Origin of the sequence: Sphingomonas sp. MMS24-J13, assembly GCF_044905095.1 — a bacterium.
Lineage (GTDB): Bacteria > Pseudomonadota > Alphaproteobacteria > Sphingomonadales > Sphingomonadaceae > Sphingomonas_I.
Window position 1 is genome coordinate 4620519 of the sequence record NZ_CP173258.1, and the last position, 24300, is coordinate 4644818.

At 63.3% G+C, this 24300-nt stretch carries 26 protein-coding genes; 11 read left to right on the plus strand and 15 right to left on the minus strand.

Annotation, left to right across the window (positions count from 1 at the left end; translation table 11 throughout):
- The 6 genes from AB4Z44_RS21635 (at nt 1) to AB4Z44_RS21660 (ending at nt 4749) form a co-directional block, all read left to right on the plus strand.
- Nucleotides 1–1128: a Re/Si-specific NAD(P)(+) transhydrogenase subunit alpha gene (locus AB4Z44_RS21635; RefSeq protein WP_404711714.1), complete on the plus strand. Its 1128-nt coding sequence runs from the start codon at nt 1–3 to the stop codon at nt 1126–1128.
- A 110-nt stretch (nt 1129–1238) separates the two neighbouring features.
- A complete protein-coding gene (locus AB4Z44_RS21640) occupies nt 1239–1607 on the plus strand; it encodes an endonuclease domain-containing protein (RefSeq protein ID WP_404711715.1) in 369 nt (122 codons plus the stop codon).
- Nucleotides 1607–1888, plus strand: coding sequence for a proton-translocating transhydrogenase family protein (locus AB4Z44_RS21645; RefSeq protein ID WP_404711716.1), 282 nt, complete (start codon nt 1607–1609; stop codon nt 1886–1888). Before AB4Z44_RS21640 ends, AB4Z44_RS21645 begins: the two co-directional genes overlap by 1 nt.
- A 43-nt stretch (nt 1889–1931) precedes the next feature.
- Nucleotides 1932–3341 carry an NAD(P)(+) transhydrogenase (Re/Si-specific) subunit beta gene (locus tag AB4Z44_RS21650; protein WP_404711717.1) on the plus strand — a complete coding sequence of 470 codons (1410 nt, stop codon included), beginning with the start codon at nt 1932–1934 and terminating at the stop codon, nt 3339–3341.
- A 38-nt stretch (nt 3342–3379) separates the two neighbouring features.
- Nucleotides 3380–4282, plus strand: a complete 903-nt coding sequence (locus AB4Z44_RS21655) for a hypothetical protein (protein ID WP_404711718.1) — start codon at nt 3380–3382, stop codon at nt 4280–4282.
- Nucleotides 4282–4749: a DUF3237 family protein gene (locus tag AB4Z44_RS21660; RefSeq protein ID WP_404711719.1), complete on the plus strand. Its 468-nt coding sequence runs from the start codon at nt 4282–4284 to the stop codon at nt 4747–4749. The genes AB4Z44_RS21655 and AB4Z44_RS21660 overlap by 1 nt, the downstream gene beginning before the upstream one ends.
- Before the next feature lie 33 nt (nt 4750–4782).
- On the opposite strand, the gene AB4Z44_RS21665 is transcribed toward AB4Z44_RS21660, so the two are convergent.
- Together AB4Z44_RS21665 and AB4Z44_RS21670 are read right to left on the minus strand one after the other, a co-directional pair.
- Complete coding sequence (locus tag AB4Z44_RS21665; protein WP_404711720.1) at nt 4783–6951, minus strand: TonB-dependent receptor; 2169 nt, start codon at nt 6949–6951, stop codon at nt 4783–4785.
- Between the two features lie 152 nt (nt 6952–7103).
- Nucleotides 7104–7676, minus strand: coding sequence for a hemerythrin domain-containing protein (locus tag AB4Z44_RS21670; RefSeq protein ID WP_404711721.1), 573 nt, complete (start codon nt 7674–7676; stop codon nt 7104–7106).
- Nucleotides 7677–7769: 93 nt separating this feature from the next.
- Between AB4Z44_RS21670 and AB4Z44_RS21675 the strand changes: the two genes are divergently transcribed.
- Both AB4Z44_RS21675 and AB4Z44_RS21680 read left to right on the plus strand, forming a co-directional pair.
- A complete protein-coding gene (locus tag AB4Z44_RS21675) occupies nt 7770–8177 on the plus strand; it encodes a hypothetical protein (protein ID WP_404711722.1) in 408 nt (135 codons plus the stop codon).
- Between the two features lie 149 nt (nt 8178–8326).
- Nucleotides 8327–8653: a hypothetical protein gene (locus AB4Z44_RS21680; RefSeq protein WP_404711723.1), complete on the plus strand. Its 327-nt coding sequence runs from the start codon at nt 8327–8329 to the stop codon at nt 8651–8653.
- A 30-nt stretch (nt 8654–8683) separates the two neighbouring features.
- Here AB4Z44_RS21680 and AB4Z44_RS21685 read toward each other — a convergent pair whose 3' ends face one another.
- The gene (locus AB4Z44_RS21685) at nt 8684–8857 is read right to left on the minus strand and encodes a hypothetical protein (RefSeq protein WP_404711724.1); all 174 of its coding nucleotides are present in this window, start codon (nt 8855–8857) and stop codon (nt 8684–8686) included.
- Nucleotides 8857–9099, minus strand: a complete 243-nt coding sequence (locus AB4Z44_RS21690; RefSeq protein WP_404711725.1) for a hypothetical protein — start codon at nt 9097–9099, stop codon at nt 8857–8859. Before AB4Z44_RS21690 ends, AB4Z44_RS21685 begins: the two co-directional genes overlap by 1 nt.
- 274 nt (nt 9100–9373) lie before the next feature.
- Between AB4Z44_RS21690 and AB4Z44_RS21695 the strand changes: the two genes are divergently transcribed.
- The gene (locus AB4Z44_RS21695) at nt 9374–9622 is read left to right on the plus strand and encodes a hypothetical protein (RefSeq protein WP_404711726.1); all 249 of its coding nucleotides are present in this window, start codon (nt 9374–9376) and stop codon (nt 9620–9622) included.
- 22 nt (nt 9623–9644) lie between these two features.
- Here AB4Z44_RS21695 and AB4Z44_RS21700 read toward each other — a convergent pair whose 3' ends face one another.
- Nucleotides 9645–10580 (minus strand): SGNH/GDSL hydrolase family protein, encoded by a 936-nt coding sequence (locus tag AB4Z44_RS21700; RefSeq protein WP_404711727.1) that lies wholly within the window; start codon nt 10578–10580, stop codon nt 9645–9647.
- Between the two features lie 267 nt (nt 10581–10847).
- Between AB4Z44_RS21700 and AB4Z44_RS21705 the strand changes: the two genes are divergently transcribed.
- Entirely contained in the window at nt 10848–11387 is a 540-nt protein-coding gene (locus tag AB4Z44_RS21705; protein WP_404711728.1) for an acyltransferase, read from the plus strand.
- On the opposite strand, the gene AB4Z44_RS21710 is transcribed toward AB4Z44_RS21705, so the two are convergent.
- The 8 genes from AB4Z44_RS21710 to AB4Z44_RS21745 form a co-directional block, all read right to left on the minus strand.
- Complete coding sequence (locus AB4Z44_RS21710) at nt 11388–12296, minus strand: WcbI family polysaccharide biosynthesis putative acetyltransferase (RefSeq protein ID WP_404711729.1); 909 nt, start codon at nt 12294–12296, stop codon at nt 11388–11390.
- A 314-nt stretch (nt 12297–12610) separates the two neighbouring features.
- Nucleotides 12611–13351: a hypothetical protein gene (locus tag AB4Z44_RS21715; protein ID WP_404711730.1), complete on the minus strand. Its 741-nt coding sequence runs from the start codon at nt 13349–13351 to the stop codon at nt 12611–12613.
- Entirely contained in the window at nt 13348–16044 is a 2697-nt protein-coding gene (locus AB4Z44_RS21720; RefSeq protein WP_404711731.1) for a hypothetical protein, read from the minus strand. The genes AB4Z44_RS21715 and AB4Z44_RS21720 overlap by 4 nt, the downstream gene beginning before the upstream one ends.
- Nucleotides 16041–16373 carry a hypothetical protein gene (locus AB4Z44_RS21725; RefSeq protein ID WP_404711732.1) on the minus strand — a complete coding sequence of 111 codons (333 nt, stop codon included), beginning with the start codon at nt 16371–16373 and terminating at the stop codon, nt 16041–16043. Before AB4Z44_RS21725 ends, AB4Z44_RS21720 begins: the two co-directional genes overlap by 4 nt.
- A gap of 22 nt (nt 16374–16395) precedes the next feature.
- A complete protein-coding gene (locus AB4Z44_RS21730) occupies nt 16396–20559 on the minus strand; it encodes a phage tail protein (protein ID WP_404711733.1) in 4164 nt (1387 codons plus the stop codon).
- A gap of 43 nt (nt 20560–20602) precedes the next feature.
- The gene (locus AB4Z44_RS21735; RefSeq protein WP_404711734.1) at nt 20603–21025 is read right to left on the minus strand and encodes a hypothetical protein; all 423 of its coding nucleotides are present in this window, start codon (nt 21023–21025) and stop codon (nt 20603–20605) included.
- Nucleotides 21022–21879, minus strand: coding sequence for a DUF2163 domain-containing protein (locus AB4Z44_RS21740; RefSeq protein ID WP_404711735.1), 858 nt, complete (start codon nt 21877–21879; stop codon nt 21022–21024). The genes AB4Z44_RS21735 and AB4Z44_RS21740 overlap by 4 nt, the downstream gene beginning before the upstream one ends.
- On the minus strand, nt 21876–22532 hold the full coding sequence (locus tag AB4Z44_RS21745; RefSeq protein ID WP_404711736.1) for a DUF2460 domain-containing protein: 657 nt from the start codon (nt 22530–22532) through the stop codon (nt 21876–21878). Before AB4Z44_RS21745 ends, AB4Z44_RS21740 begins: the two co-directional genes overlap by 4 nt.
- A gap of 168 nt (nt 22533–22700) precedes the next feature.
- Here AB4Z44_RS21745 and AB4Z44_RS21750 point away from each other — a divergent pair, with 168 nt between their 5' ends.
- On the plus strand, nt 22701–23258 hold the full coding sequence (locus AB4Z44_RS21750) for a zinc ribbon domain-containing protein (RefSeq protein WP_404711737.1): 558 nt from the start codon (nt 22701–22703) through the stop codon (nt 23256–23258).
- 10 nt (nt 23259–23268) lie between these two features.
- Here the strand turns inward: AB4Z44_RS21750 and AB4Z44_RS21755 are convergent, their stop codons facing one another.
- Together AB4Z44_RS21755 and AB4Z44_RS21760 are read right to left on the minus strand one after the other, a co-directional pair.
- Entirely contained in the window at nt 23269–23727 is a 459-nt protein-coding gene (locus tag AB4Z44_RS21755; RefSeq protein WP_404711738.1) for a hypothetical protein, read from the minus strand.
- Nucleotides 23728–23745: 18 nt separating this feature from the next.
- Nucleotides 23746–24282, minus strand: coding sequence for a hypothetical protein (locus AB4Z44_RS21760; RefSeq protein WP_404711739.1), 537 nt, complete (start codon nt 24280–24282; stop codon nt 23746–23748).
- Nucleotides 24283–24300 lie beyond the last annotated feature (18 nt).

Below are 24300 nucleotides of genomic sequence, written 5' to 3' on the forward strand. Positions count from 1 at the left end.
GTGAGCGTCCGCATCGCAGTCGTTAAGGAGACTGCGGTGGGGGAGCGGCGCGTCGCCGCCACTGCGGAGACGGTCAGGAAGTTCATCGCGCTCGGTGCCACCCTGGCGGTCGAAGCCGGGGCGGGCGAGGGTGCGTCGATCGGTGATTCGGCCTATGCTGATGCCGGCGCGCAGATCGGCGATCGCACCGCGATCCTGGCCGGCGCGGATATCGTTCTGGCGGTGCAGGGCCCCGATCCGGCCAGCCTGAACGGGGTGAAACCCGGCGCCTGGGTGGTGGCATCGCTCAATCCGTTCGGCGATCGCGCGCGCATCGATGCTTATGCCGCGGCGGGGCTCGAAGCGCTGGCGATGGAATTGATGCCGCGCATCACGCGTGCGCAATCGATGGACATCTTGTCCTCGCAATCCAACCTGGCGGGCTACAAGGCGGTGCTCGATGCGGCATCCGAATATGGCCGCGCTTTTCCGATGATGATGACGGCGGCGGGCACGGTCAGTGCAGCGCGGGTGTTCGTCATGGGGGTCGGCGTGGCAGGCCTGCAGGCGATCGCAACCGCGCGGCGGCTCGGCGCACAGGTTTCCGCGACCGACGTGCGATCGGCGACGAAGGAGCAGATCCAGTCGCTCGGCGCCAAGCCGATCTTCGTCGAGAATGTGAAGGGGATCGAGGGCGAGGGATCGGGGGGCTACGCCATTGAAATGTCGCCCGAATATCAGGCCGCGCAGGCCGAGCTGGTGTCGGCGCATATCGCCAAACAGGATATCGTCATCACCACCGCCTTGATCCCCGGCCGTCCGGCGCCGCGCCTGATCAGCGATGCGCAGGTGGCGAGCATGCGGCCCGGCAGCGTGATCGTCGATCTCGCGGTCGAGCAGGGCGGCAATGTCGAGGGCGCAGTGGCGGGCGAGGTGGTGGTTCGCCATGGGGTGAAGATCGTCGGCCACCGCAACGTGCCGAGCCGTCTGGCGGCCGACACCAGCGCGCTGTTTGCCCGCAACCTCTACAATTTCCTGAGCGCTTTCTGGGACAAGGACGGCGGGATGCCGGCGCTCGATGACGAGATCGGCGGCGCGATCCGGCTGACCCAAAGCGGCAAGGTCGTGAACCCGAGGCTGCTCGGATGAGCGCCACCCCAAATCCTCCCCATGCGCAGCATGGGGAGGGGGACCAGCCGCAGGCTGGTGGAGGGGCAAAAGCACAGACGGTGCGGAAAGCGCGCGCCTTGCGGAAGGGGATGAGTCTGCCAGAGGTGCTGCTGTGGCAGCGCCTTCGTCGCCGTGCCGGGGGAGTGAAGTTTCGCCGGCAACATCCTGTGGCTGGCTTCATCCTCGACTTTTATTGTGCCGAGGCCGGGCTGGCGTTCGAAATTGATGGCGAGGCGCATTCGCGCGGCGATCGTCCAAATCGTGACATTGAGCGCGATGCAAAACTGGCAGCCGTAGGAGTAAAGGTTGTCCGCATCCCAGCATCGAATGCCCTCGCCGACGCTGACGCTGTTTCCGAAGCTATTGTCGCGATGGTTTTGCCCCTCCACCACGCCGCTACGCGGCGCGGTCCCCCTCCCCATGCCATGCATGGGGAGGATCTTACAGGAGCACACTGATGGACTTTCTTTCCATCCTTTCGATCTTCGTGATGGCCTGCTTCGTCGGCTATTATGTCGTCTGGTCGGTCACGCCGGCGCTGCACACGCCGCTGATGGCGGTGACCAACGCGATCTCATCGGTGATCGTCGTCGGTGCGCTGATCGCGAGTGCGGCGGCCGGATCGGCGACGTCGAAATGGTTCGGGCTTCTCGCGGTCGTGCTGGCCAGCATCAATATCTTCGGCGGGTTTGCGGTGACCGAGCGCATGCTCGCCATGTACAAGAAGAAGGACAAGTGACCGGGCGGCGATCGATCGCGCCGGCGCAGGGGAGGGGCTGACCATGGAGCATGCCGTCAATCCGTGGGCGATGCTCGCCTATCTGGTGGCGGGTGTGTGCTTCATCCTCGCACTGCGCGGGCTGTCGAGCCCGGCAAGCTCGCGGCGCGGCAACCGTTTCGGCATGTTCGGAATGGCGCTGGCGGTGGGCACGACCCTCGTCACCCACGGGGTCGCGTCCCTGCCCGAGATCGGGGCCGCCATCGCGATCGGCGGCGCGATCGGCCTCGTCACGGCGCGGCGCATCGCGATGACCGCGATGCCGCAGCTCGTCGCCGCCTTCCACAGCCTCGTCGGGCTCGCCGCCGTGCTGGTGGCGGTCGCCGCTTACCTCAATCCCGATGCTTTCGGGATCTCCGATTCCGACGGGGCGATCCATCTCGTCAGCCGGATCGAGATGGGGCTCGGCATCGCGATCGGTGCGATCACCTTCTCGGGATCGGTGATCGCCTTCCTCAAATTGAACGGCACAATGTCGGGCAAGCCGATCATGCTGCCCGCGCGCCACGTCATCAATCTCGGCGTCTTGGCGGGGATCATCGGACTGATCGGCTATTTCCTGCTCGATCAATCCCCGTGGGTGTTCTTCACGATCACGGGGCTGAGCTTCGTGATCGGCTTCCTGCTGATCATCCCGATCGGCGGCGCCGACATGCCGGTGGTCGTGTCGATGCTCAATTCCTATTCGGGCTGGGCGGCGGCGGCGATGGGGTTCACGCTCCACAACAGCGCGATGATCATCACCGGTGCCTTGGTCGGCAGTTCGGGCGCGATTCTGAGCTACATCATGTGCCGCGCGATGAACCGCAGCTTCATCTCGGTGATCGCCGGCGGGTTCGGCGGCGATGCCGGCGGAGCGGCTGGGGCCGCCGCCACCGATCGCCCGTGGAAGCGCGGATCGGCCGAGGATGCCGCCTTCCTGATGAGCCAGGCCGAGCAGGTCATCATCGTTCCCGGCTACGGCATGGCGGTGGCGCAGGCGCAGCATGCGTTGCGCGAGATGGCGGACGTGCTGAAGGCCGAGGGCGTACGGGTCAAATATGCGATCCATCCGGTCGCAGGCCGCATGCCGGGCCACATGAACGTGCTGCTCGCCGAGGCCAATGTGCCCTATGACGAGGTGTTCGAGCTGGAGGATATCAACGGCGAATTCGCGCAGACCGATGTCGCCTTCGTCATCGGCGCCAACGACGTCACCAATCCCGCGGCCAAGACCGACAAATCCTCGCCGATCTACGGCATGCCGGTGCTCGATGTCGAGAAGGCCAAGACGGTGCTGTTCGTAAAGCGCAGCATGGGCGGCGTCGGCTACGCCGGCGTCGATAACGAGCTCTTCTATCGCGACAACACGATGATGCTGCTCGCCGATGCGAAAAAGATGGTCGAGGACATCGTGAAGGCGCTTGCGCACTAAGGCGGGCGGTGGGGCAGGATAGGCTGAAGGGGGAAGCTATGGTCACGGTCGGATCGATCATCGGCGGGACGTTCCGCTTCGTGATGGCGAACCTGCGTTCGATCGCGGTGTGGGCGGGCATCAATCTGCTGCTCGGCATCGTCATGCGTCTCGGGATGGCGCCCTTCTACCAGGCGCAGGCGGCGGCGATCACCGCACGGGCGCAGGGTCTGCCGCCCACGACGCCGCCGTTCGGCAGCTTCTTCCTGGTCATGCTGGCGATGATGTTGATCCTGCTGGTGCTGTACAATGCCGTCTTTCGCGCGGTGCTGTTTCCGGAAGATCGCGGCTTCGCCTATCTGCGCGTCGGTATGGACGAGCTGCGCCTGCTCGGCCTGATGGTCGTCCTCACCGTGGCCTATTTTCTGTTCAGCTTCCTCCTGGGGCTCGTGATCGGTGTGCTGGGGGCGATCCTGACCCTTTCCATGGGCGCCGGCAGGGGGGCCATGCCCGTGATTTTTCTGCTGCTCGCGCTGGTCGTGTTCATCCCCTTCATCTTTGTCGCCATCCGCCTGTCGGTGGTGGGGCCGTTGACCTTGTGGCGGCGCGAGATCGTGATCGGCCCGGCGTGGCGGCTGACCAAAGGACGCTTCTGGACCCTGTTCGGCGCCTATTTCGTGGTCTGGCTGGTGTTGTTGATCGCGATGCTGGTCGTGATGCTGCCGATGATGGCGCCGATGTTCGCGGCAATGGGAACGGCCATGTCGCAGCCCGGCAATCCGGAGGCGGCGCAACGCATGGCCGAGGCGCAGATGGCGATGATGCAGCTCAGTCTGACCCCGTTCGGGATTCTCTGGCTGATCGTCTCCAGCCTGTTCGGGGGCGTGCTCGTGGCGATCTTCGGCGGGTTGCCGGCGGTGGCGACCGCGCAACTGCTCGACGAGCAGGCCGGGCGGCTCTGATGGACAGCGGGGCGCCTTCGCTCTCGGCCGAACCGTGGCTCACGGTGGTGGCCGAGGTCGCGCCGCCGCAATTGTTCGGTCGCGCAAGCGGCTCCGAGCGGCGCTGCGTACCGATCCTAGGCGGGTCGGCGAGCGGGCGGTTCGACGCGACGATCCTGCCCGGCGGGGCGGATTGGCAACGCGTCCTGCCCGATGGGACGACCGAGCTCGAGGCGCATTATGCGCTCCGCACCGACGCGGGCGATCTGGTCGAGGTCAGCGGCGGCGGTATCCGATCGGGGCCGCCCGAAGCCATGCAGGCGTTGCTGGCGGGTGAAACGGTCGATCCCGCGCTAATCTATTTTCGCGCGGCCTACCGCTTCGCGACCGCCGCGCCCGCATTGGCCGATTTCACACGGCGGCTGTTCATCGGCGTCGGCCGGCGCGAGCCGCGCCGGGTGCTGATCGATATCTACGCGGTGGAGTGAAGTCGCTCCTCCCCGGCGCGGGGAAGGGGTTGTTCACAAAGTCTTGGTGATCGAGAACCGGGCCGAACGCGGCTCCAGCGGGTGGGTCTGGAAGTCGGTGACGCCTTCCAGCGGTTCGCCTTTCAGGCGGCTGGTATAATAATAATCCGCCGCCTGGTCGTGGCTGTTGAACAGGTTGAACACGCCCACTCCCAGCCGCCAGCCGTGGGGCAGCGTGTAGGCTATATCGAGGTTGAACTCGCTATAGCCCTTGTCGATCGGATAGGCTTCGCCATCGCTCAGATGGTGGTTGCCCAGCCGCCGCCAGATCAGGCTGCCCGACCACGGCCCCAGCTTGTCGACGAGGATGCCCGCCGAATAGATGAAGGTGGGCGCATCGGCGATATAGGGCGCGTCGAGCCCGTAGGCTGCAAGATCCTTCACGTGATAACGCGGCTTGGCGAAAGCCAGATCGGCGTTGAGTTCGAGCCAGCGGAACGGGTGATATTGCCCCGATACCTCGATGCCCTTGCGCCGGCTCGGCGCACCGGCCTCGTCCTGGCCGGTGTCGGGATTGTAGACCAGCTCGGACTTGAAATCCTGCTGGAAGGCGGCGAGCTGCAGGGTCAGCTTGGGGATGATGTCGGTGCGCAGCCCCACTTCGTAGCCGGTCGTACTGGCAAGCAACTGGGTCACCCCGCCCGAGAGCGGCGTGCCTTCCTCGGGCACCGTGCCGAACACGCCGCGCACGTCGTCCGAGTGGAAACCGCGCCCTGCGCTGAAATAGAGCTCGGTCCTGGCCCATGGCCCGAGGATCAGACTGCCCTTGGGCTGGAACAGCCATTGGCTGCCGCGCCCGCCGGTGCCGGTGACCTGGCTATGATCGGTGGCGTGGTAATAATCTTCGCGGATACCGGCGACAGTGCGCAGCCACGACGTCCAGTGCAGCGTGTTCTGGATGTACGGCGACAGATCGAGCAGATGCACGCGATCGGCGTTGCAGTAGGTATTGACCGTCGGATAATCGATCGCCGGGCCATCCGCCTGCTCGAGCGTGCAATAATCGAGCACGGTCTTGCGGTTGAGCGTGTGTCGGCGCGTGACGAGGACATTGTCGTAGCGGCCCTGCAATCCGACGATCGTCTCGCTCTGGATCCCGGCAAGATCGTTGTGCAGCGTATAGGCCGCCACCGCACCGAACGTATTGCGGCTCTCGCTCTGGGCTTCCTGATCGCCGTTGATCGGATCGTCCAGATAATGGGTGAAGTTGTTCCACAGCGTCATCGTGCTGTGGATGCCGTAAAGGCTGAGCGCGAACTGGCCCGGCCCGATCGGCTTGTCGAGATGCGCCGACAGGCTGTAGCGGAGCGACTTGCTGTGATCGGTCGGATCGAGCGTCCCGAAGCGATCGATCAGCCCGGATTGGATCGCGCGCAGCGGCTGATCGGTGATGAGCCCGCCGGCGCTCTTGTAATACAGGCCGGTCAGGCTGAACCCGTCGAGCGACGTGCCCTGGCTGTAGCGCAGGGCGGCATTGATCTTCTTGAAATCCTGTCCCGGATGCCACGGCCCGTCATAATGGCTCATGTCGATCGCGGCGAGCAGCCGCCGGTCGCCCTTCAGCTGGAAGGTCGTGCCGCCGTACAACTCCTGATATTTATCGGTGCCGATCGTGACCGTCAGCTGGGTGGGAATCTGGTTGGCGAGCCTCGTGTGCGCCGAGGCGACCGAGCCGAAATCCCCGATCGCGGCATAATAAGGCCCCTTGGTGTAATCGATGCCGCTCACGATCTGCGGGATCAGGAAGTTGAGATCCGCATAGCCCTGGCCATGGGTGTTGGTCGGGCGGTTGACCGGCATGTCATCGACGAAGCTGGCGAAATCGGTGCCGTGATCCAGATTGTAGCCGCGGATAAGATATTGCTGCGCCTTGCCCTCGCCCGAGTGAATCGTGACGACCAGCCCGGGGATGCTCTCGAACAGCTGGCTGGGGCGATAAATCGGGCGAAGGTCAACCTCTTTCGCCGTGATCGTCCCCTGGCTGGCGGTCGACGCCCGGCCGAGCAGATCGAGCCGTGACGCGGTGACGGTGATCGTGCCGCCATCCTCGACCGGCGCGGGGGCGGCCGTGGGCTTGGCGGGCGTGCTCTGGGCCACCGCGACGCCGACCGGCGCGGCGGTCGACAGGACCAAGGTAAGGAGATGAACGGAGAAGCGGGCCAACAGCAGTTCCTACGGCCGGGATGGCGTCGGCGGCCGCTGGCACGCATTTTCGGATCAAGTCATGTAACGTACCGTTTCCCGCGGGTTACACCGGGGTTACAGGCTTTCGCGCGAATGAATGACGTCGAGATCCGCCCCGTGTCGGGAAGGACTCAAGCCGTCGGAATTTCCTCGGCGTCTGCCTCCTCGGTTTCGCCCTGATCGCCGGTCTCGAGGATCTCGCCGTACAATTCGGCCTGCCGATCGCGCATCGCCTTCCCGAGCGCGTCGAGATCGACCTTGCCTGCGGCGTGCGCCTTCTTGCCGTCCTCGAACAGCTCCCCATCCTCCTCGTCGATATGATGGATCGTCTGTTCGCCCAGCACATGGACCTTGGCGGCGTACAATTCCTCGGTCCCGTCTAAATTCTCGATCTCGACGATCAGCTTCTTGCCGGCGTCATGCTCGACAATTCCCTCGTCCACCTCGTCGGCACCGATCACCGCTTTGAGCGCGGGATAGAGCAGCTCCTCCTCGATCGTCATATGGACTTCCAGCCGCATACATAGTTCGCGTGCGATCGAGACCAGTTCCGTACCCTCGGCATCGCGCGCCTTGTCGAAAAGATCGCGGAAGCGGTGATGCTCGCGCTTGAGCAAGGCGATCGCCGAGGGATCGTCGTCCGCCACGATGTGCGGTGCCTGCTCGTTGCGCGCCGAATATTTGCCCATCGTTTCGCCTTTCACTGTCGCCGCCTGAACGGCGCGAAGTGCACGGCGGTTCCGGCGCCGTCGCGATTGGTCGCATCCTGTCGACACCCGGCTTTCCGGGGGAGGGGATTGAGCTATAGCGCGCGCATGCGGTTGGGTCCGATTCAGATCTTTCTGGTCCCGTTGGGGCTGGTCTTATCGATAATCCTGATATCTACCGGCCTGCGCCATACCAGTGTTCAGGAAACCAGCCCGATCATGGGCTCTGCCGAAGCCGTTCAGCGGTGGGCCGATCAGGAGAGCAGGGTAAAGGAATGCCTTCGGTGGTCGATCGACGTCGATACTATCGATCAGGATGCGCGGCCTGCCGCGCCCGGCGAGGGGCATTGGTTTGCGACGCTGCGCTGCAGCCATCGTAGCATCTATGTCCAGTGGGTGATCCTGATTATCGGCCCATGGTTGTTCATGAATCTGGTGCTGCTGGCGCTCATGCGGATGATTCCGGAGCAGGTGCAGAACGATGACCATGCCGATTAAAGCGACGGCGCAGGTCGAGACATCAGCGCTCGCCGCATCCGCGTCTGCCGGCTTCCCGACGCCGCCGATTTTGCTATAGCGCGCGCATGCGGTTGATCCCGGCTCAAATCGTCCTTGTCCCATTGGCGCTGTGCATCTCTGCGATGATAATGGCCTTTGGCTGGGGCCATATGAGCGTGCGCGAAGTCAGCCCGATCATGGGATCGCAGGAGGCGATCCAGAAATGGCTGGATCACGAAACGGCGGTCAATCATTGCCTGCCCTGGTCGATCGATATCGATACCGTCCAGCAGGATGCGCTCCCGACCGATCCGGGCAAGGGGCATTGGTTCACGACGTTGCGGTGCAATCGTCGCTCGATCTATCTGCAATGGACAATCCTGATCGTCGCGCCGTGGCTGATCATGAACGTGATTCTGCTCATCTTCACCCGGCTGATCCCGCGTAACACCAAGGACTATGATTATTACCGCTAGCGTGCGGCACACGGCGCGGGCCCGGTCCGCCTAGCCGATCGTATCGAGCAGATCCTCCGCAAAGCCCGGATCGTCCGGAGGCGGGTAAGCGGTGCGTAGCGGCGTCGCGATTCCGGGATGCTCGCGCCGGTACGCGGTCAGCCGCTGGATGGGGGCTACCAGCATCACGGTCATCCCGATCAGGATCAAGGTCAGTCCGCCCATCAGTGGCCCCCCTTGTCGCGCATCGCATCCAGCCGGCCTTCGATCCGCGCGAGGCGCGCATCGATCGTCGCCAGCCCATCGTCGCGCCGCTGCGCGCGATCCTCCAGCACGGCGATGCGGCGTGTATTGTCGTCGACGCGCGCGGCATATTGCGCGCCCATCCAGATCAGCCCGCAGATCGTGAGGATCATCCCGACGACGGGCAGCCAATCGAGCCAGCGGGGTTTCGCGGGCGCGGTCATGCGGTCCGCCGGGCGACGATGCGGTGTGCCATGGTCCTGGTCTCCCGAGCGGGTGAGGGGGTGCGGAAGCTGTGTTGTCGGTTCGCCACAGCGAGCAGGATTTCGCCGCTATCGTTACGGCGCCGATTTCACTTTTGTCTGCGGCTACGGCATTAAAAGATCGGGGGCGGATCGAGCGCTACGCGATTGGCAAGAGCGTTCATCATCCAGCAACCCCGCCGGGACGAGAGGCGCCGCCGCATTGTCACCGCGCATCGTTGGTGGGAGGGGCGAGATGTTCGACGTTAGTGTGGGCCCCGATCCCGATCAGGAGCCCGAAATGGCCTGTCGCCGTCCGGCGGATCCGATCGACGAAATCGAAGAGCCCGCGCCCCTGGCCTATCCTGGCGGGACGACGCCGCCGATGACGGTGACCGAATATATCGCCTGGATTGCCGAGAATGACGCGCATGAGCATGCCTGGGCGGAGCAGGAGCGCGCCGCGCGGGCGCAGGAAAGGTCCGCATCCGGATCGGACGAATGACCCGCCTGGCGTCACGCCACAATCAATATGCGATGGTCTCTCGCGCGGCACAGCGCTGAAGATCAGCCGGCGGCGCGATCGCGCTGATCCAGCCCGGCCGCGCCTGGATCGCGGCGATCTCGTTGGCGGCGAGCACATCCTGCCCGCCCGGCTTGAGCCCGCCACGCTGGCGGATGCAGTTGAGATGCTGGTTGTTGGTGGAGGTGGCCCAGCAATCCGAATGCAGTGTCTCGACGCCCGCATCGATCAGTGCGCGCATCGCCGCCAGATTGTCGACATAGGCCAGTTCCACCCCGGGCATCGTCGCGATGTCGTCACGCGCCAGGCGCTGCTGGACGCGGATACCGGCATAGACCGGATCCTCGCTCTCTATGCCATCGCCGCCGATCGACCAGTTCTTCATATGCATTTCGTGGAGGACGACGCGCGCCACGTGCGGCCCGCGCATCGCCTGGTAGATGCGCACGATCTCGACCAGATTGGTGCGGGTATCGATCGCCACCGGCGTACCGTCGGCCGGCGCTGCCGCAAGCGGGCTGGCCAACATGATCGCACCGTCGGCGATGGCGCCGATCTTGCGCGATGCGCCGTCGATGATGACCCAACTGCCCACCGCCATGCCGTGGCCGGCATCGAAGCCCGGCTGCGCCGCGAGCGGGATCGACATGGTGGTAGCGGCATTTCCGCGCACATGGCTCGATCGAAGCGGATCATTGGCTCCGGCATAGAGGCTGACGAGATCGGGAATGCCGCGCACGACGAGTGCGATCCGTGCCCGGGCGAGGATCTGGCCGCTCGTCTGCCCTGCGACGCCGAACCGCCGCGCCGTTATATCCGTGCCATATTGCCCATCGATCGCCTGCTTGATGCGATGAGCGCGATAGTCGGCCGGCGCCAGATCGAACATGTCCTGCGCGTCGGTGAGCGAATCGCCGATGAAGCATGCGTAGAAGGGCATCGTGCGGCTTTGCCTAGGCGGAGGTGAGACGAGGCTCGGGCGATAATTCGGTAGCCGTCATAAGCAAGGCCCTGCAGCGGATGGGCCGGGGTGAGCCGGCTCGCCGCGGAATCGCGGTTGCGCCCAGGGGCTGGAAGGGACGAAAGTATGCTTCGTTCCCCAGCAGTCCGATAACACTTTATCAAACGCCTTGTCCGTGCAATCGGTTGATCGAAATCCGATCAAATGGTTGGAGGACGGTGCTGAATTTCGTTACGGGGGTATAACGTGCAGCTCGATCAACTGCCCAAGAATGTTCGGATCGAAGGGGATGTTACCAACAACACGGTTATAGTAGAGCCATCTATTCGTCACATCAATCTCGTGATCACGCTTCGCGGCTCGGGATCTCGTGTGGAAATTGGCCCGGATTGCGCACTTAACGGGCAATTGTTTGCCGCGGATGGCGCCACTATTCGTATTGGTCGACGTACCGCCATGTTGGGCGTGCACGTTGCCGCCCATGAAGGCTCCACCGTGGAAATCGGCGAGCGTTGCCTTTTCTCAAATACTATCCGGATCCGCCCATCCGACGCGCACAAGATCTTCGATATAGAATCAGGCCTCCGGATAAACGATCAAAGGCCGATCGTTATTGGCGACGAGGTCTGGGTCGGCGAATATGTGCAGATTGCCAAAGGAGCGCGTGTTGGTTCTGGGAGTATCATCGGAGCGACGTCGTTTGTGTCGGGCGAATTTCCGAATAACTCGCTGATTGCCGGTTCACCTGCCCGCTTACTGCGATCCGGCGTCAGATGGGAGCCCTAATCACACACTTTGAACCGCTATAGTGGTTGGTTTTGTTACGATTTCCGGCAGCAGTCCACGATTTTTTAGCTCACCAGGTGAACTAATGGCGATCGGCTCCTCGCGAAGATTGGCAATGTCATATTGTCGATAGCTTCCCCGAATAAACGCATCCGCAGTAATGAATTGGGCGCCACTCATTTTATAGAATTGGGTCGATCGAAAACGCAGGTTATGATGGCCAGCCAAGAAATCAAACACTGGCGGCATTCCATATTCATATAGTGGATCCGCCGTCATCCAAAGCCGGGTTGCGGGAATTTGCAGCCCAAGTTTCTTGCAAACGTCGCTTAGGTAATAAGCGATTAGATCTATTGTTGGATGGTTGACAGTATGGAAAATTTGCCTGTCAACTGCAAATTCTTCAACTAGATCAGCTATAGGATAGTCTACCGTAGCGTCCCGCCCTCGAAGTGCTTCCAGCGAAATTTTCCAATCTTCAAAGAAGCCAAACTCCGAATATTTTTTCTCGGAGAAATCAGCCAAACACTGTTCCGGCGTTTGGCCCAGTAAATATGACCGAACCACAACGATGCTGTGGTAGCTAAGAAGATTTGGTAAACGCTTCCCAATTCCGCCGATGTAGCAAATATCTGGAAAATATCCTCGGAAGTAAAAATTCCCGATCAAGGCGAGTTTTTTGCCTAAAAGATTGCGAAGCTCTTCTGTTGAAACGTGAGAATAAACATTAGGGTGAGCGAAGACAATGTCGCATTCACTCAGTTGTCCAGAGAAAACTTCACGTTTTGCCGCGTCTTGCCATTCGGGCTTTGAGAAATCGAGCACAGAGAAGATCGATCCGGGCAGCATAACCCCTAACACCGCCTCCAGGGTCTGGACTTGGCAATTCCCGATAAGACCGATTCTCATGCGTACCCCATGCGACAGGATTTACGCAGGTAGCGGGCCAAAGGCCGTGATGCCACATTAAATGAGCGCATGATGCCTTTGGATCGGGGTGAAACTAGCTCAGGAATGCCCAGGCTAGGGGGCCCGCGTCGCCGTTGTAGGTCGTGCCATCGCCGCGGGCTTGCTCTTGGGGGAGACCGGTTCGTGTGGTGCCGCACATTCCCACTTGATACTCGCATTGCAAATGAGTCACCGAGCTTCGGTGTCGGTTCGGGCGCGCGCATGGGCAGAACGGGCCTTACTCACGTGTCTTTTTGATCGCTGCGTGTATGTGATTAGGCAATCGAGACGCTGCTACCGTATGCCGCACGGCAGTATGTTTTGATCAACTCGATCAGCGCCGCATTAGCGGTTGGTGAGCCCGAGAGCATGATCAGATCGGCAAATCCACCCGTAAGTGGGTAGGTCAACGACGCGTTGTTTGCGCCCAATTCCAGCACCAGCGTGGAGGCATTATTGTCGGTTGCGTGCGTAACGGCCGTTCCGCCGTCAACGGCGATGCTGGCCGTGTTCCCGTCGTGGCCGCAGACTATGAAATGCCAACCAACCGATGGGGGCGTCGACATAGCAGCAATGCCATTACCCTGCGCGAAAGCGAGATAGCCTTGGGACGTAAGAATGAGCGAGCTGCGGGCCGATCCGTTCTGATTGTCGACGATCGACGTGGTGCTGTTCGAGGCGACGAACCGCATGACTGCGACCCACGTAAATGGCTGCGTAAGATCGATTGTGGAGGACATGCGCATCACTTGCGCGCCGGTAAACGTGATCTCCGAATAAGAGCCAATAGCGCCAGCCGCGGATAGGGCTGGTCGATTGCCGCTTGCTGCCTGTCCCAATGTCCGCCCACCGGGCTTGCGGCTGATTAGTGTCTGCACCGCTGGAGCTGTACCAAGCGTATATGTTCCACTGTCGAACCATTCGACCAGCGCGGGAGACGCGAGAATCTGGTCGGCATAGGATTGATCGAGCGGGAGTGCTGGATTGCTGCCCGCTCCGGAAATTACGATGCTCATAGGTTCGCTCCTGTGTCGCCAGTTTTCCATTCTTCGCAGCAGGCGTAGGCGTAGATGAATTGCGGAATATTCAGCCCCTCATCGCGGAGTCGCGATTTTCGGAGGCACGAGCGCAACGAGCCGCGCACCGATGACCATCCGTCGGCCGATCCGGAATCGAAAACGTGCCGAGCGTAACAGAGGAAGCGGTTCGAGACGCCATCGGGGTTGCCCGAGAGCGTGATGACCACTTTCGTAAAGTAACCCCCAGCGTCAGTCGCAAGCGCCACATTGGTGATGTGGTTGCCCGCATCGTCTGAGTAATAGAACCCATAGTAAGGGTCGCTGACGGGTTTCACCCAACCGTCGTTGGGGCCCGGCTCCCAGCCGCCAGTGTTCGACACGGCGCCGCCCGGGTCGAACTCCAGCCCCGTCGGGAAGCGGGTATATTGGATCGTTATGGTGTTGCCCGACCGATTGACCCGGTATCCGCCATTCTCGCCGCTCATGATTGTCGACCACAGCGGCGTCCACGTCCCGCCCTTGGCGATGGTGCAGACCGCTTCTCCGATAACCTCTCCCTCCATTGCGCGGCCCTCGGGTAGCGCATGGATATTATCCGGGATCGGCGCGAAGTAGGACGGCCCAGCCATGGCGGTCGTGGTCGGCAGGTTGCGGCATATCTGCAACTGCTCAAGCTGCACGCTGGTGAGTGTGGTCTGATTGTCGTTTGCGTTGGTTTGGCTGAACAGGACGACCGGCGCGGCAGTGCCACCATAGGGGGCTATGGCCGCCAGCACATCGGTCCGGATGTCGCTTACCATCTGGGTCGCAAGTGTGAGCCACGAGCCGTCATACGGCCCGCTTTCGCCCTGAATGAACGAGATTGCTGGATAGGACGGCTGTCGACCGTAAATGGTCCCGCCGAGTTTCGCCATCAACCCCGCGTGCTGGATGAGGTTTGTGTATAGTTGCGTGCCTTTGATGAACGTCGTGAGCGGCTGGCCGCCATACCAATCGAGGTGGCCGACAATTCCGGGGCCGGTCTCACCCCGCGCGCGATAGGCAGCCTCGATGCCAAACATGCTCATCGTATGCTGGCTTTGCGGGATGCCGGTGGTGATCGAGTTTCCGCCGGCGTCCGCCATCGGATAGAAATCGTTCTCGAGTCCGTCATCGACGATATCGGCAGACGTGGCGGGCCATGGCTGGCCCCCCTTTGCCATGCTGAAGACGCTGTACGGATATAGCGGCCCTATAATCTTGCGCGGGTAATTGGCGTTGGCGAGCGTGCCACCCCAGCCCGCATTCGACTGACCATAAGTGGCGAAGATCACCAGCTTGCGCGGATCGTCCGGGACCGCCGTAGAATACGTGCTGGCGTTCGCCTGCTTGACCACGATGGTGAAGCCGTCGCGGCTGTTCACCTTGCCGAAGAGATAGGTCGTGCCCTGTACCGGATCGATCAGCGTGCGGCCGTCTCGGAGCTGGCCGGGCGGGCTATAGCCCAGCGCGCCGCCGGCAAGTCTGACGAGGCGCGTGGCCTCGGCCGGACTGAGCGCGAGATGGCTGATCTGCGTTGTGACCGGATCGACGCCGAGGAGCGCCTGCCCGTTTGCCAGCTTGATCGACCAGGCGAAGCCGCCGGCAAGGCGGCCGGTGCCGCGCGTCGCCACGCCGACATCGCCAAGATGATTGGTCCGCAGCGCGTTGGCGACGAGAAGCCCGGATGTCGTGAGGCCACCGCCGACGCCGATGATGCGCGCGGCCTCGGTCGGGTTCACCGCGATGTAGCTGATCTGCAGGGTGGCATCCACGCCGATCAGGGCGCGATTGTCCGAGAGTTTGAGCGACCATGCGAAGCCGCCCGCATTGCGTCCCGTGCCACCCCCGGTTCCCACGCCGGTATCCGTGACGGTGTTTGCGGAGAAGCTATTGGCGGTCTGGTAGGCCGCCGACCCCAGCCCAACGATGCGCTTCGATTCGGCGAGGTCCGGCGCGGTATAGGTCGATCCGCCCCCGAGCGCGCGTAGGCGCGTCGCCTCGGCAGTCGTGAGCGCGAGGTAGCTGACCTGATATGTCGCGCCGTCGATGCCGAGCGCGACCTGATCGTTGGGGAGCTTGATGGCCCAGCCAAACGGCCGCGCAAGACGGCCCGCCGTGGCGCTGTCGCTGAAATCCAGATCGTGCGAACCCATGAGCTTCGCGCGGCCGCTGTTGGCCGAGAAGGAGAGCAGGCTGCGCCAGGTTACGTCATCGACGATGCCCGGCACCCAACGGCCTGCGCTACGGCCGCCGATGCTGCCCTTGATCTGCACGCTCATGCGGGTGACATCGGTCACCGATTCCGACAGCGATGTCGCGGCGGCCGTTGCGGTGCCCGCAGCGCTCACCGCCGTGTCGCGCGCCGCCATGATGGTCGGGCTAGCATCGACCACCGCCTGCGCCCCCGCCGTGGCGCTCACCGCCAATCCCGCTTTCTCCTCCGCCAACGCCGCTGCCGCATTCGCCGCATCGGTCGCGTCCACCGCCGGCGCGCGCAGGAAATCGTTGGTCGCGTCCAGCGACGGCGTGTCGATCAGATCGGCGTCGAACAATTGTTCGGGGTAGGAGAGGCCGCGCGGGCCCGGCGTGCCCAGCGTCAGGGTGGTGCGCGTCGCGCCGTCGACGATCTCCACCCGGGTCGTGCTGCCCGGCGATGATGCGGCGCTCACAGCGTCACCGGCGCGGTGAACAGCACGCGCACCGTTGCGGTCGCGCTGGCGAAATCGCCGTTGGCGTCGCGATAGCGTATGTCCCAGGTCCAGTAGCCGGGGTCGAAATCGGCGGTCTCGGTGCGCAAAGTGTAGCGGCCGGGATATTGCGCCTGGTCGAGCGGCGTGACTGCCAGATCGACGCGGCGGCTCTCGTCGGGGCTCAACAGGCTGCTGGTGACACTGACCTGTGCCGCGTCGAGGCTCACCGGCGCGCCGTCCGATCCCTCGAACGTGCATTCGGCGTAGAAGGTGTCACCCACCTTCGTCGAATAAAGCGGTGCGGCCATGCGGACCTCCTTTCGATGGTGATCAGGCGACGCTCGGCTGCATGTAGCTGCCGCCCTGGACGGACGGCGTTCCCCCGACGTTCGTGAGCAAAACCCGGAAGCTCACGACCTGGGTGGCGCCGCTCGTGTTGGTGTAGGTGCCGGCCACCCCCGGGCCATCGGTGTCGTTGTGCAAGATGGTCACGGTGCTGGTGTAGTCGCCGCCCATGTCGATGAAGGCGGAGCCGTCGAGCGAATATTGCGCGGTGAGCGTGACCGTCGGCGATCCACCGCCCGCGAAGATGATCGCAATGGCATTGAGGGTGACCGTCTGCCCGTTCGCGACGACGACCGTCCCGGCATAGGAGGTCGTGCCCATAGTATCGATACGGGTCGCGCTATAGGGCGCCGCGCCCGCACCGCCCGCACTGCCGTCGCGTGCCTTGGCGATGCTGATCGATGGCTGCAGCGTCACGCCGCCATAGTTGACCGTCACGACAGCCAATGCGTGATCGTCGGACAGAGCGGTGATGCTCACCTGACCGGTGGCGTTGACCGTTGCGGTGCAGTTCGTGTTCGTGATGGCATAGCTCGCGCTCGCACGGACATCGATCGCGCCGTCGAACAAGGCGATCTGCGCGCTCGCCGGCAGGCCGCTCTTCGGGGTCCCGTCGGATGTGCACGGGATCGTCAGCGCCGCCGGCGAGATCGAGGCGGACAGGCCGTTCGCGCCGTTCGCCCCGTTGGCGCCATTGACTCCCTCCACCTGCACCGGCGGATTCCAGCCGGTGTAATTGTAGCCGTCGCCGCCGAACCGGGCGAACGTCATCCAGAGCAGACCCGCGCCGCCGGGATCGGCCGCATACCAGCCCGCGGGCGGGCGATCGTTGCTGCCGGGCGCCGAAGGCGGGGCCGCCGGCGTGCCGGCGGAGCGGGCCCACGCATAAGTGACGTCGCCGCCCCGGATGAGCTGCGCGTTCCCCCAGGTCGCGCCGCCATCGGCGGACAGACGCATATAGACGTCGGACCCTGCGTAGGTGCCGTGCCAGCTCGATCCGTCCCCCGAATATTCGATCTCCAGCAGCGGGGCGTTGGCGCCGTCGGTGCCGTTGGTTCCGTTGGTGCCGTTGACTCCATTGGCGCCGTTCGCACCGGCCACGCCCGCGCGCGACTTCGAGATATTGTAGACCTTGTCGTAGTCCACGCCGGCATAGGTGGCGCGCAGCGTCGCCACCCCCTGATCGGCCGACAGGGCCGCGATCGAATAGGCGCCCCCGCCATCGATCGCGATCGTCACGCCGCTCGCCGCCGCCACGCTGTAGCTCACGCCGCCGGTCAGCAGCGTCGAGCCCCGGTACAGGAGCATGCTGCCCCCGGCGCCGGCGAACGACGCCACCGTGCCGGCGCTGTCGGCCGCGACGGTCGCGCTCTCGTTAGTCAGCAAGGCGGCGATCGCGCTCGATCCGTTGCGGAGCCGCACGATCGTTTCCTGATCGCTCAGGCCGCCCAGGGTCGCCGTGACGATCGCATAGGCCGCGGCCGAAAAGTCGCCGATCGCGAGTGTGCGCGAATTGCCCGATCCGCCGAGCGGGGCGGCTCCCAGGCTGCCGTTCGCGGCATCGTAGAGCGTGGCCGTGAAGCTCGCCGTGCCCGTGACGTTCTGCAACTGCGCCGTCAGGGTGATCGTCTGGCCCGACGGCGCCGCGGCGCCCGTGCCGTCGTAGGTGAAGGTCTGCGCGGTGGAGGACAGCGTGAGGAGCGGCGCCGAAATGCCCTGAATGCCGGTGCCCGCGAACGTGAGGTTGGTGACCTTGCCGCCGACGGTGGCGAAGGCGGTGTCGAGATAGAGCTGCAATGTCGATGCGATCCCGGTCGTGACGTGTCGCACCGCGCCGCTCTGCAAATAGGAGACCGCCGCGCCGTCGTAGCGGACCATGAAGACGTCGCCGGCCGCATAAGCGAACGGGCCGGCCACCGGGGCGCCGCTCTCATAGGGATAGGCATTGCCGACACCATCGACATACCAGGCGAAATCGAGCGATGCGTAGCTGTCGTCGGTCGCCGGATCGGCGTTGAGGCCGACCATGATATACGCATTGGTCTGGAGCGGCTGGAAACCGCAGAAGCATCCGCCGATGAAGCTTTCCTGGCTCACGACCGACCCATCGCCCCAGCCATTGGATCCGGTGATCTTGGTTATCGTCCGGCCATCGACGAAGCAATTCTCACGGTTCACCAACGTGTAGGCGCCAAGCGAACCGGTGCCGACCGTGACGTTCGGCGAGAGCTGGACCGTATAGGCCGCGAGCGCCGCGAGATCCTCGATCGCGCGCCCGAACACGTTGTACGAGGGCAGCTTCACATAGACGGTCGAACCCAGCGAGAGCGCGCCATAGCCGAATTTGAAGACCGCATCGTCCAGCCGCGCGAACGACTGGCCGGCGGCGTGCGACTGGACCGCGGTGCCATACAGACCGCGCCGCAATGTCGTCAGGTCGTAATGCCAGGCCGCGGTGAGCGTGGCGGTCTGATAGGCGACGAGCTCGGTACCGATGAGGCACAAAGTTGCGCCGGCATTGGCGTTCGGCGCGGTCGAGCTCGCCAGCTGGCCCGCACTCGCGCTGAGATCGACCGACAGCGTGTTGGCGGTGTCGGGGTCGGCATGGCTGGCCAGCGGGCCGGTCGATACGCCGATCCGCGCCGCGGCCACGATCGCGCCGACCCGCTGATATTCGATGTCGTCGGCGCTGATCCAGACCTCGCAGCCGCCCCAATTCGGGTTGGAGGAGGCCACGGCGCACCAGATCTCCGCTGTCCCGCCGGTGAGCGAGGTCGGCGCATTGATCAGGATCGGCGCGGAGACCGGGCCCGGGGAAATATCGAGGTTCGGCGCATAGCCCGATCCCGAATGGGCGTTGTACTGCGCGGCCGAGGCGACGCCGATGTCCATGCCGATCGCGGTGATGGCGAGATTGCCATCTTCGTCTTCCTCGATCCCGGTGATGCGCACCTGCTTGCGATCCAGGCGCAATTCGTCGGTCGTGGTGGTGAGGGTGACGGTGTCTATCATCGGCTCGAGCCGCGCGAAATTCCACGGCAGGGTGAAGCTGTAGGTCTCGCGCATGTAGAGCGTGCGCTGGAGCAGCAATTGTGCCGCATTCTGCGCGATGGTGGCGTCGCAGATGCTGTGGAGCGTGGTCGGGTCCTGCTTGCGCCGGCCGTACTGGACGATGTTCGCGAGGTCCTGCGCCGGCGCGATCGCGGTGTTGTACTGGTTGGCGCGATCGAGATATTCGACCTGGACCATATTGTAGGCGTCGGACTGGTCGACGATCTCCAGCTTCACCGGCTTGCCGTCGTCGGGGATCAGATCGTCCTCGGTCAGGTCGTAGCGCGGGGTCAGATCGGGGGTCCAGTCGACGCCGTTGGCGCTGGCGGGGGCATCGCCATAGCTCGCAATCTTGAGCTGGCCTTCGGACCAGACTGCGTCCGAATTGGTCGCCTTCATGATCTCGCCGAGGAAATCGGAGGCCTGGCGCTGGCTGTCGATCACCGGCGACAACAGCAGGTTGTTCGCCCGGCACGCGCGCGACCAATCGCTCAGGTCGCCGATCAGCCCCGCCGGCCAGCCCGGCAGCCCGGCATTGGCGTTGGTCAGGAAATCGCTGACGATGTCCTTGGGGTCGGCATCGTGGACGCCACCGCCGAGCTGGACCGCGAAATCCACCTCGAAGCTGTGATTGGGCAGGGTGGCATTGTCGCCGAGCGCATAATCCTGCGCATAGACGTAGGCCATGCCGCTATAGTTGAGCGCCTGCGCCGGGAAATGGCTGGTCAGATAGCCCCATGTCGGCTGCGCCTGCGCGCCGTTCGCGAGGCTGAGCCCGCAATCGGCGAGTGCGGTCGCACCCGTGAAGGTCGATTTGTCGCGATAGACCGTGTTGATGCCGCCGATCTGTCCCTCGCCCAGCGCGAGGATCACCGATGCGGTATAGCTGTAATCGGTCGTACTGCCGCCGCCGCCCAGCCCCTTGCCGCCCGCCTGCTTGCTCTTGTGCGCGATCGCCTGGAAGCCGCCATACCAGATCAGGTTGCACTTCACCCGTCCGCGCCCCCAGCCGATCGTCAACGGCACGCCGAGCGTGGAGGATTGGACGCTAATCTGGTTGAGCTTGGTCGGCCCGGTCGAGGCTGGCTTCCCGCCCATAGGAGACTCCTCCAAATCCTCCCCGGCTTCGCCGGGGAGGATTTTATTCAAACAACGTGAAGAACTTGACCGGTCGGCTCGCCAGCTCGCTGTCGCGATCCATATCGCCGCGGCAGACGCCGCCGCCGCGGATCACCGCGTGGATCACCTGCGGCGGCTCCAGCACGATCGCGCCATGGCTGTAGCAACGCCCATATTTCCAGATCGCGAAATCGCCCGGCCCGATCGCGTCGCGCCCGATCTCGCGTGCATGAAGCCGCACCCAGCCGAGAAACTGCTCCTCGTCGCGATGAAGCATCCATTGCGGGGTATAATCGGGCGCTATGTGCGGGATCAGGCCGGCCGCCTCGTACACCGCCGCCGGAAACTGCGCGCAATCGACGCCCACGCCCAGAACCCGCGCCTGCGGATGATAGGGCGTCCGCTCCCAGCGCAGCGCCTCGGCCACCACCGCGTCGCGCATCACAGCACGGTTTCCGGGACCGGGCAGAAGGGCGTGCCCTTGAAATGGGCGATATTGTTGAACCGACTGGTGCAGGTCGCGCTCGTCAGATCGCAGCCTTTATAGGCCGTGAAGGCGTCTCCGGCCGCCAATGGCGCCGGCAACGGGCTGATCAGCATGAAATTGCCGGCTCCGTCGTTTGACTTCACCGTGCGCGCGATGCCGGTATTGGCGCCGGACGTGAATTTGACCCTGCCTTGCGCAAACTCGCCGTTGTGGCCTGTCAGTCCGCTCGCGAAAGCTGTTCGGGACGGCGTGCCGGAAACCGTTGCGGCCGATGCGAAGCTGTCGGCATTCAGCGCGCATCCGGCATCGTAAACCGTATGCAGGCAGGCCGATTGATAGAGATTGGGCGGCATGTTGACGTTGAGCAGGATCATCCAACTCGACACGGTCAGCTCGACCGAGGACCCCGCAATCTCGCCGACCGAGGTGACCCGCCCCGCGAAGCGCAGCAAGGTGCCGGTCACCGCACTGCTCCAATCGGGCAGGAAGGCGCGCTCCAGCCGCACGTTCGCGCCATCCAGTCCGCGTCCGGCGATGAACGGGATGATCGGCGTGCCGTTGATCCGATCGTCCGCATTGGCGGTGATCGTCATCGTCAGCGTGCCCACCTCGAGCCCGATCTTCTCCGCGATCGATCCGCGATCGATCGCGGGACCGAGCATGTAGGTGTTGCCGTTGGCGACCAGCGGGATGTCCGCGCCCGACCAGCGCACCACCGCGCCGCCCGACAGGGTGAGCGTCCACAAATCGGCCATCTGGAAATCGGCACCGCTGTCGAGCAGGGTCGCCAGCGCCGGCGAGGCGGCCTTCACGATTTCACCGTGACGAACGCGAGCCCGGATTGGGACCATAATCCCTGCATCAACTGCTGCGTATCGAGATCGTCCTGATCGAAGCGGCACAGGAACAGGAAATTGCCCGACCATGTCAGGGCCGTGCCCGGATTCGGTGGAGACGCGAAGGTGATCCGGCCGAGGGGGCCGATCGTGAAGCCGCTGGTGACGGCACCGTCGACCTTCATGATCGGCGTGTTGAAGAGGCCGCGCACCGGCTCCGCGAAAGTCAGATTGCCGGCGCCAATCGTGCGGTTCAGCTGAAAGCCGGTCGTCACGCCATCGCCGGTGCCGAACCTTTGGTCGGCCACATGATTGTCGGACGGATCGCAGAAGAAGAATTCGGCATATTTGCCGGCATGGGCGTTGAAGAAGGCCTGCAGCCGCTCGAGTTCGCGATAGTTGGGCCCGTCGCGCAGCACCTCATAAGCGACCTTGAAATTCCACAGCGGGTACGACCATGCCATCCGCCGCCGCTCGCGGCCCGAGGAGGCCTGGCTGACGGCAGTATTCCACTGCGGCTGCTTGGATGCGACGAAGCCGAAGCCGGGCAGTAACGGGAAGACATCCACATCGTCCGCGAAGTTCGGCGCCGTGATCAGCCACCGCGAAGGCAGATAAGATTGCGTCACGTCACCTCCTGCGCACGCAAAGGTGCGGTCGATTGCTCAGGATGTTGAAAAATAGTGCTTTTATGGTGCTGGAAGACTGTCCGGATATTTCCGGGGCGAGAACATTGCCAATCGGACAGTTGAAAATCGCTATACCCACCGCTAGCGTAACGAAAACGGGGGAATTAGATGGCCAAGGAAAAGAAGTGTCCGCAATGCGCCGAGACGGTCAAAGCGGAGGCCGATGTTTGCCGGTTTTGCGGCTATAATTTCCCGCCTTCGGAAAAACCCAAACCGCGACGCATCCTCAAGATTATCGGCATCGGCGTCCTGATCATCGTCGGCATCGATTTGATCGCGGCTTTGACGATGGGCCACCACGCGGGCGGCAATGCGATGGGCAATTCATCCGATACCGACATTCAAGATGGCACCGCACAGGAGGATCCGAAAGTGAAGGCGGGGCGTGACCTGCGGGGCGTCACCGCGCTTGCCGCGGGGCAAGCACTCGTCCGCAACGTCCGGAACCCGGATTCCCTCACGATCGAAGGGGCATGGGCCAGTGACGACGGCAAAACATTATGCATTCGCTATCGCGCCCAAAACGGCTTTGGCGGGATGAACCGCGAGACGGTGGTCTATCATAATGATACCCCCCATCAGGACGGCAAAAGCTGGAACAAATATTGCCCGAATCTCAAGCTCGATATGACCTCGACGGTCAAGCTGGGCGCCCGTCTCCAATGATCGCGATGCGCTAGCGCGCCGGATCGGGGCCGATCAGCCCGTCCCCCGGGCCGTCGGCGATTGGGTGGATCGATCCGGTCTTGAGCGCGCGCTCGCACATCGCGGTGACCATATCGGCACCGTCGCGCTGGCCCAGTTCGGCAAACACAGCCTGGTCGTCGCGAACGAGCGCGATCACCCAGACACGGCCCGAATAGCCGCCGAAGTGGTTCTTCGAATTGACGAAGCCGCACGTGTAATAGCCGTTTCTGGTCTTTTCGAAGGGCATCTTGAGCGTGCCTCGCGTCACCTGATTGGGCCATTCGAACCGGGCTGAATCGGGATCGTCCAGCAGCGACCGGATATAATCCTCGGAGAGATCGATGGCGCGCCGCCAGGTCGGCGCCGGGCCGTAATCCATCGGCGGCGCGGCAGCGGCGAGCAGCCACGCAGAAGCGCAAATCGCGAGGCTCCCCCGAACTTGTAGCACTGACCTTATCTTCTCCGCTCAATCGTCACCGAAATCGTATCTTCGCCGGAAAGTATAGAAAAATGCGTAAAAAGGTAACCACATGCCACTGGTAAGCACCGATATCACGATGTGCGGCCAATGGTTGAACGGAATTTCCACCGGTGCCGAAACAGGGGCGCTGATCGTATTGGATATGGCTATCTGCTCTTCAGCGGTTGGGACGGGAACCTTCATGCGCACAATCGAGAGAAGATTTGCATGCACGCGCTCGATATCGTGCAGCGCCCGATCGACGCTCTTCGATGTCGGATCGGCGCCTGCGCCGAACGCCTGAAAGAAACGGATCCGGTAGACCGGATTTGCAGTATCCTGAACCGTGACCTTCAAAGTTAACGCCTTGATCGTCTCCTGCGCGCGGATCGTGCCGATCCTGTAATCGCCCGATCCGATGGTGAAGGAGTTGTCGCTTCCCTTCAAACCATGATCGACCATGATTTCCGCATCGACCAAAGACGAAAAGTAATAATAACTGGGGGCCGTCATCGTGCCGAGTGCGATGATCTTCGACTCCATATTGATGCCGATGATCTG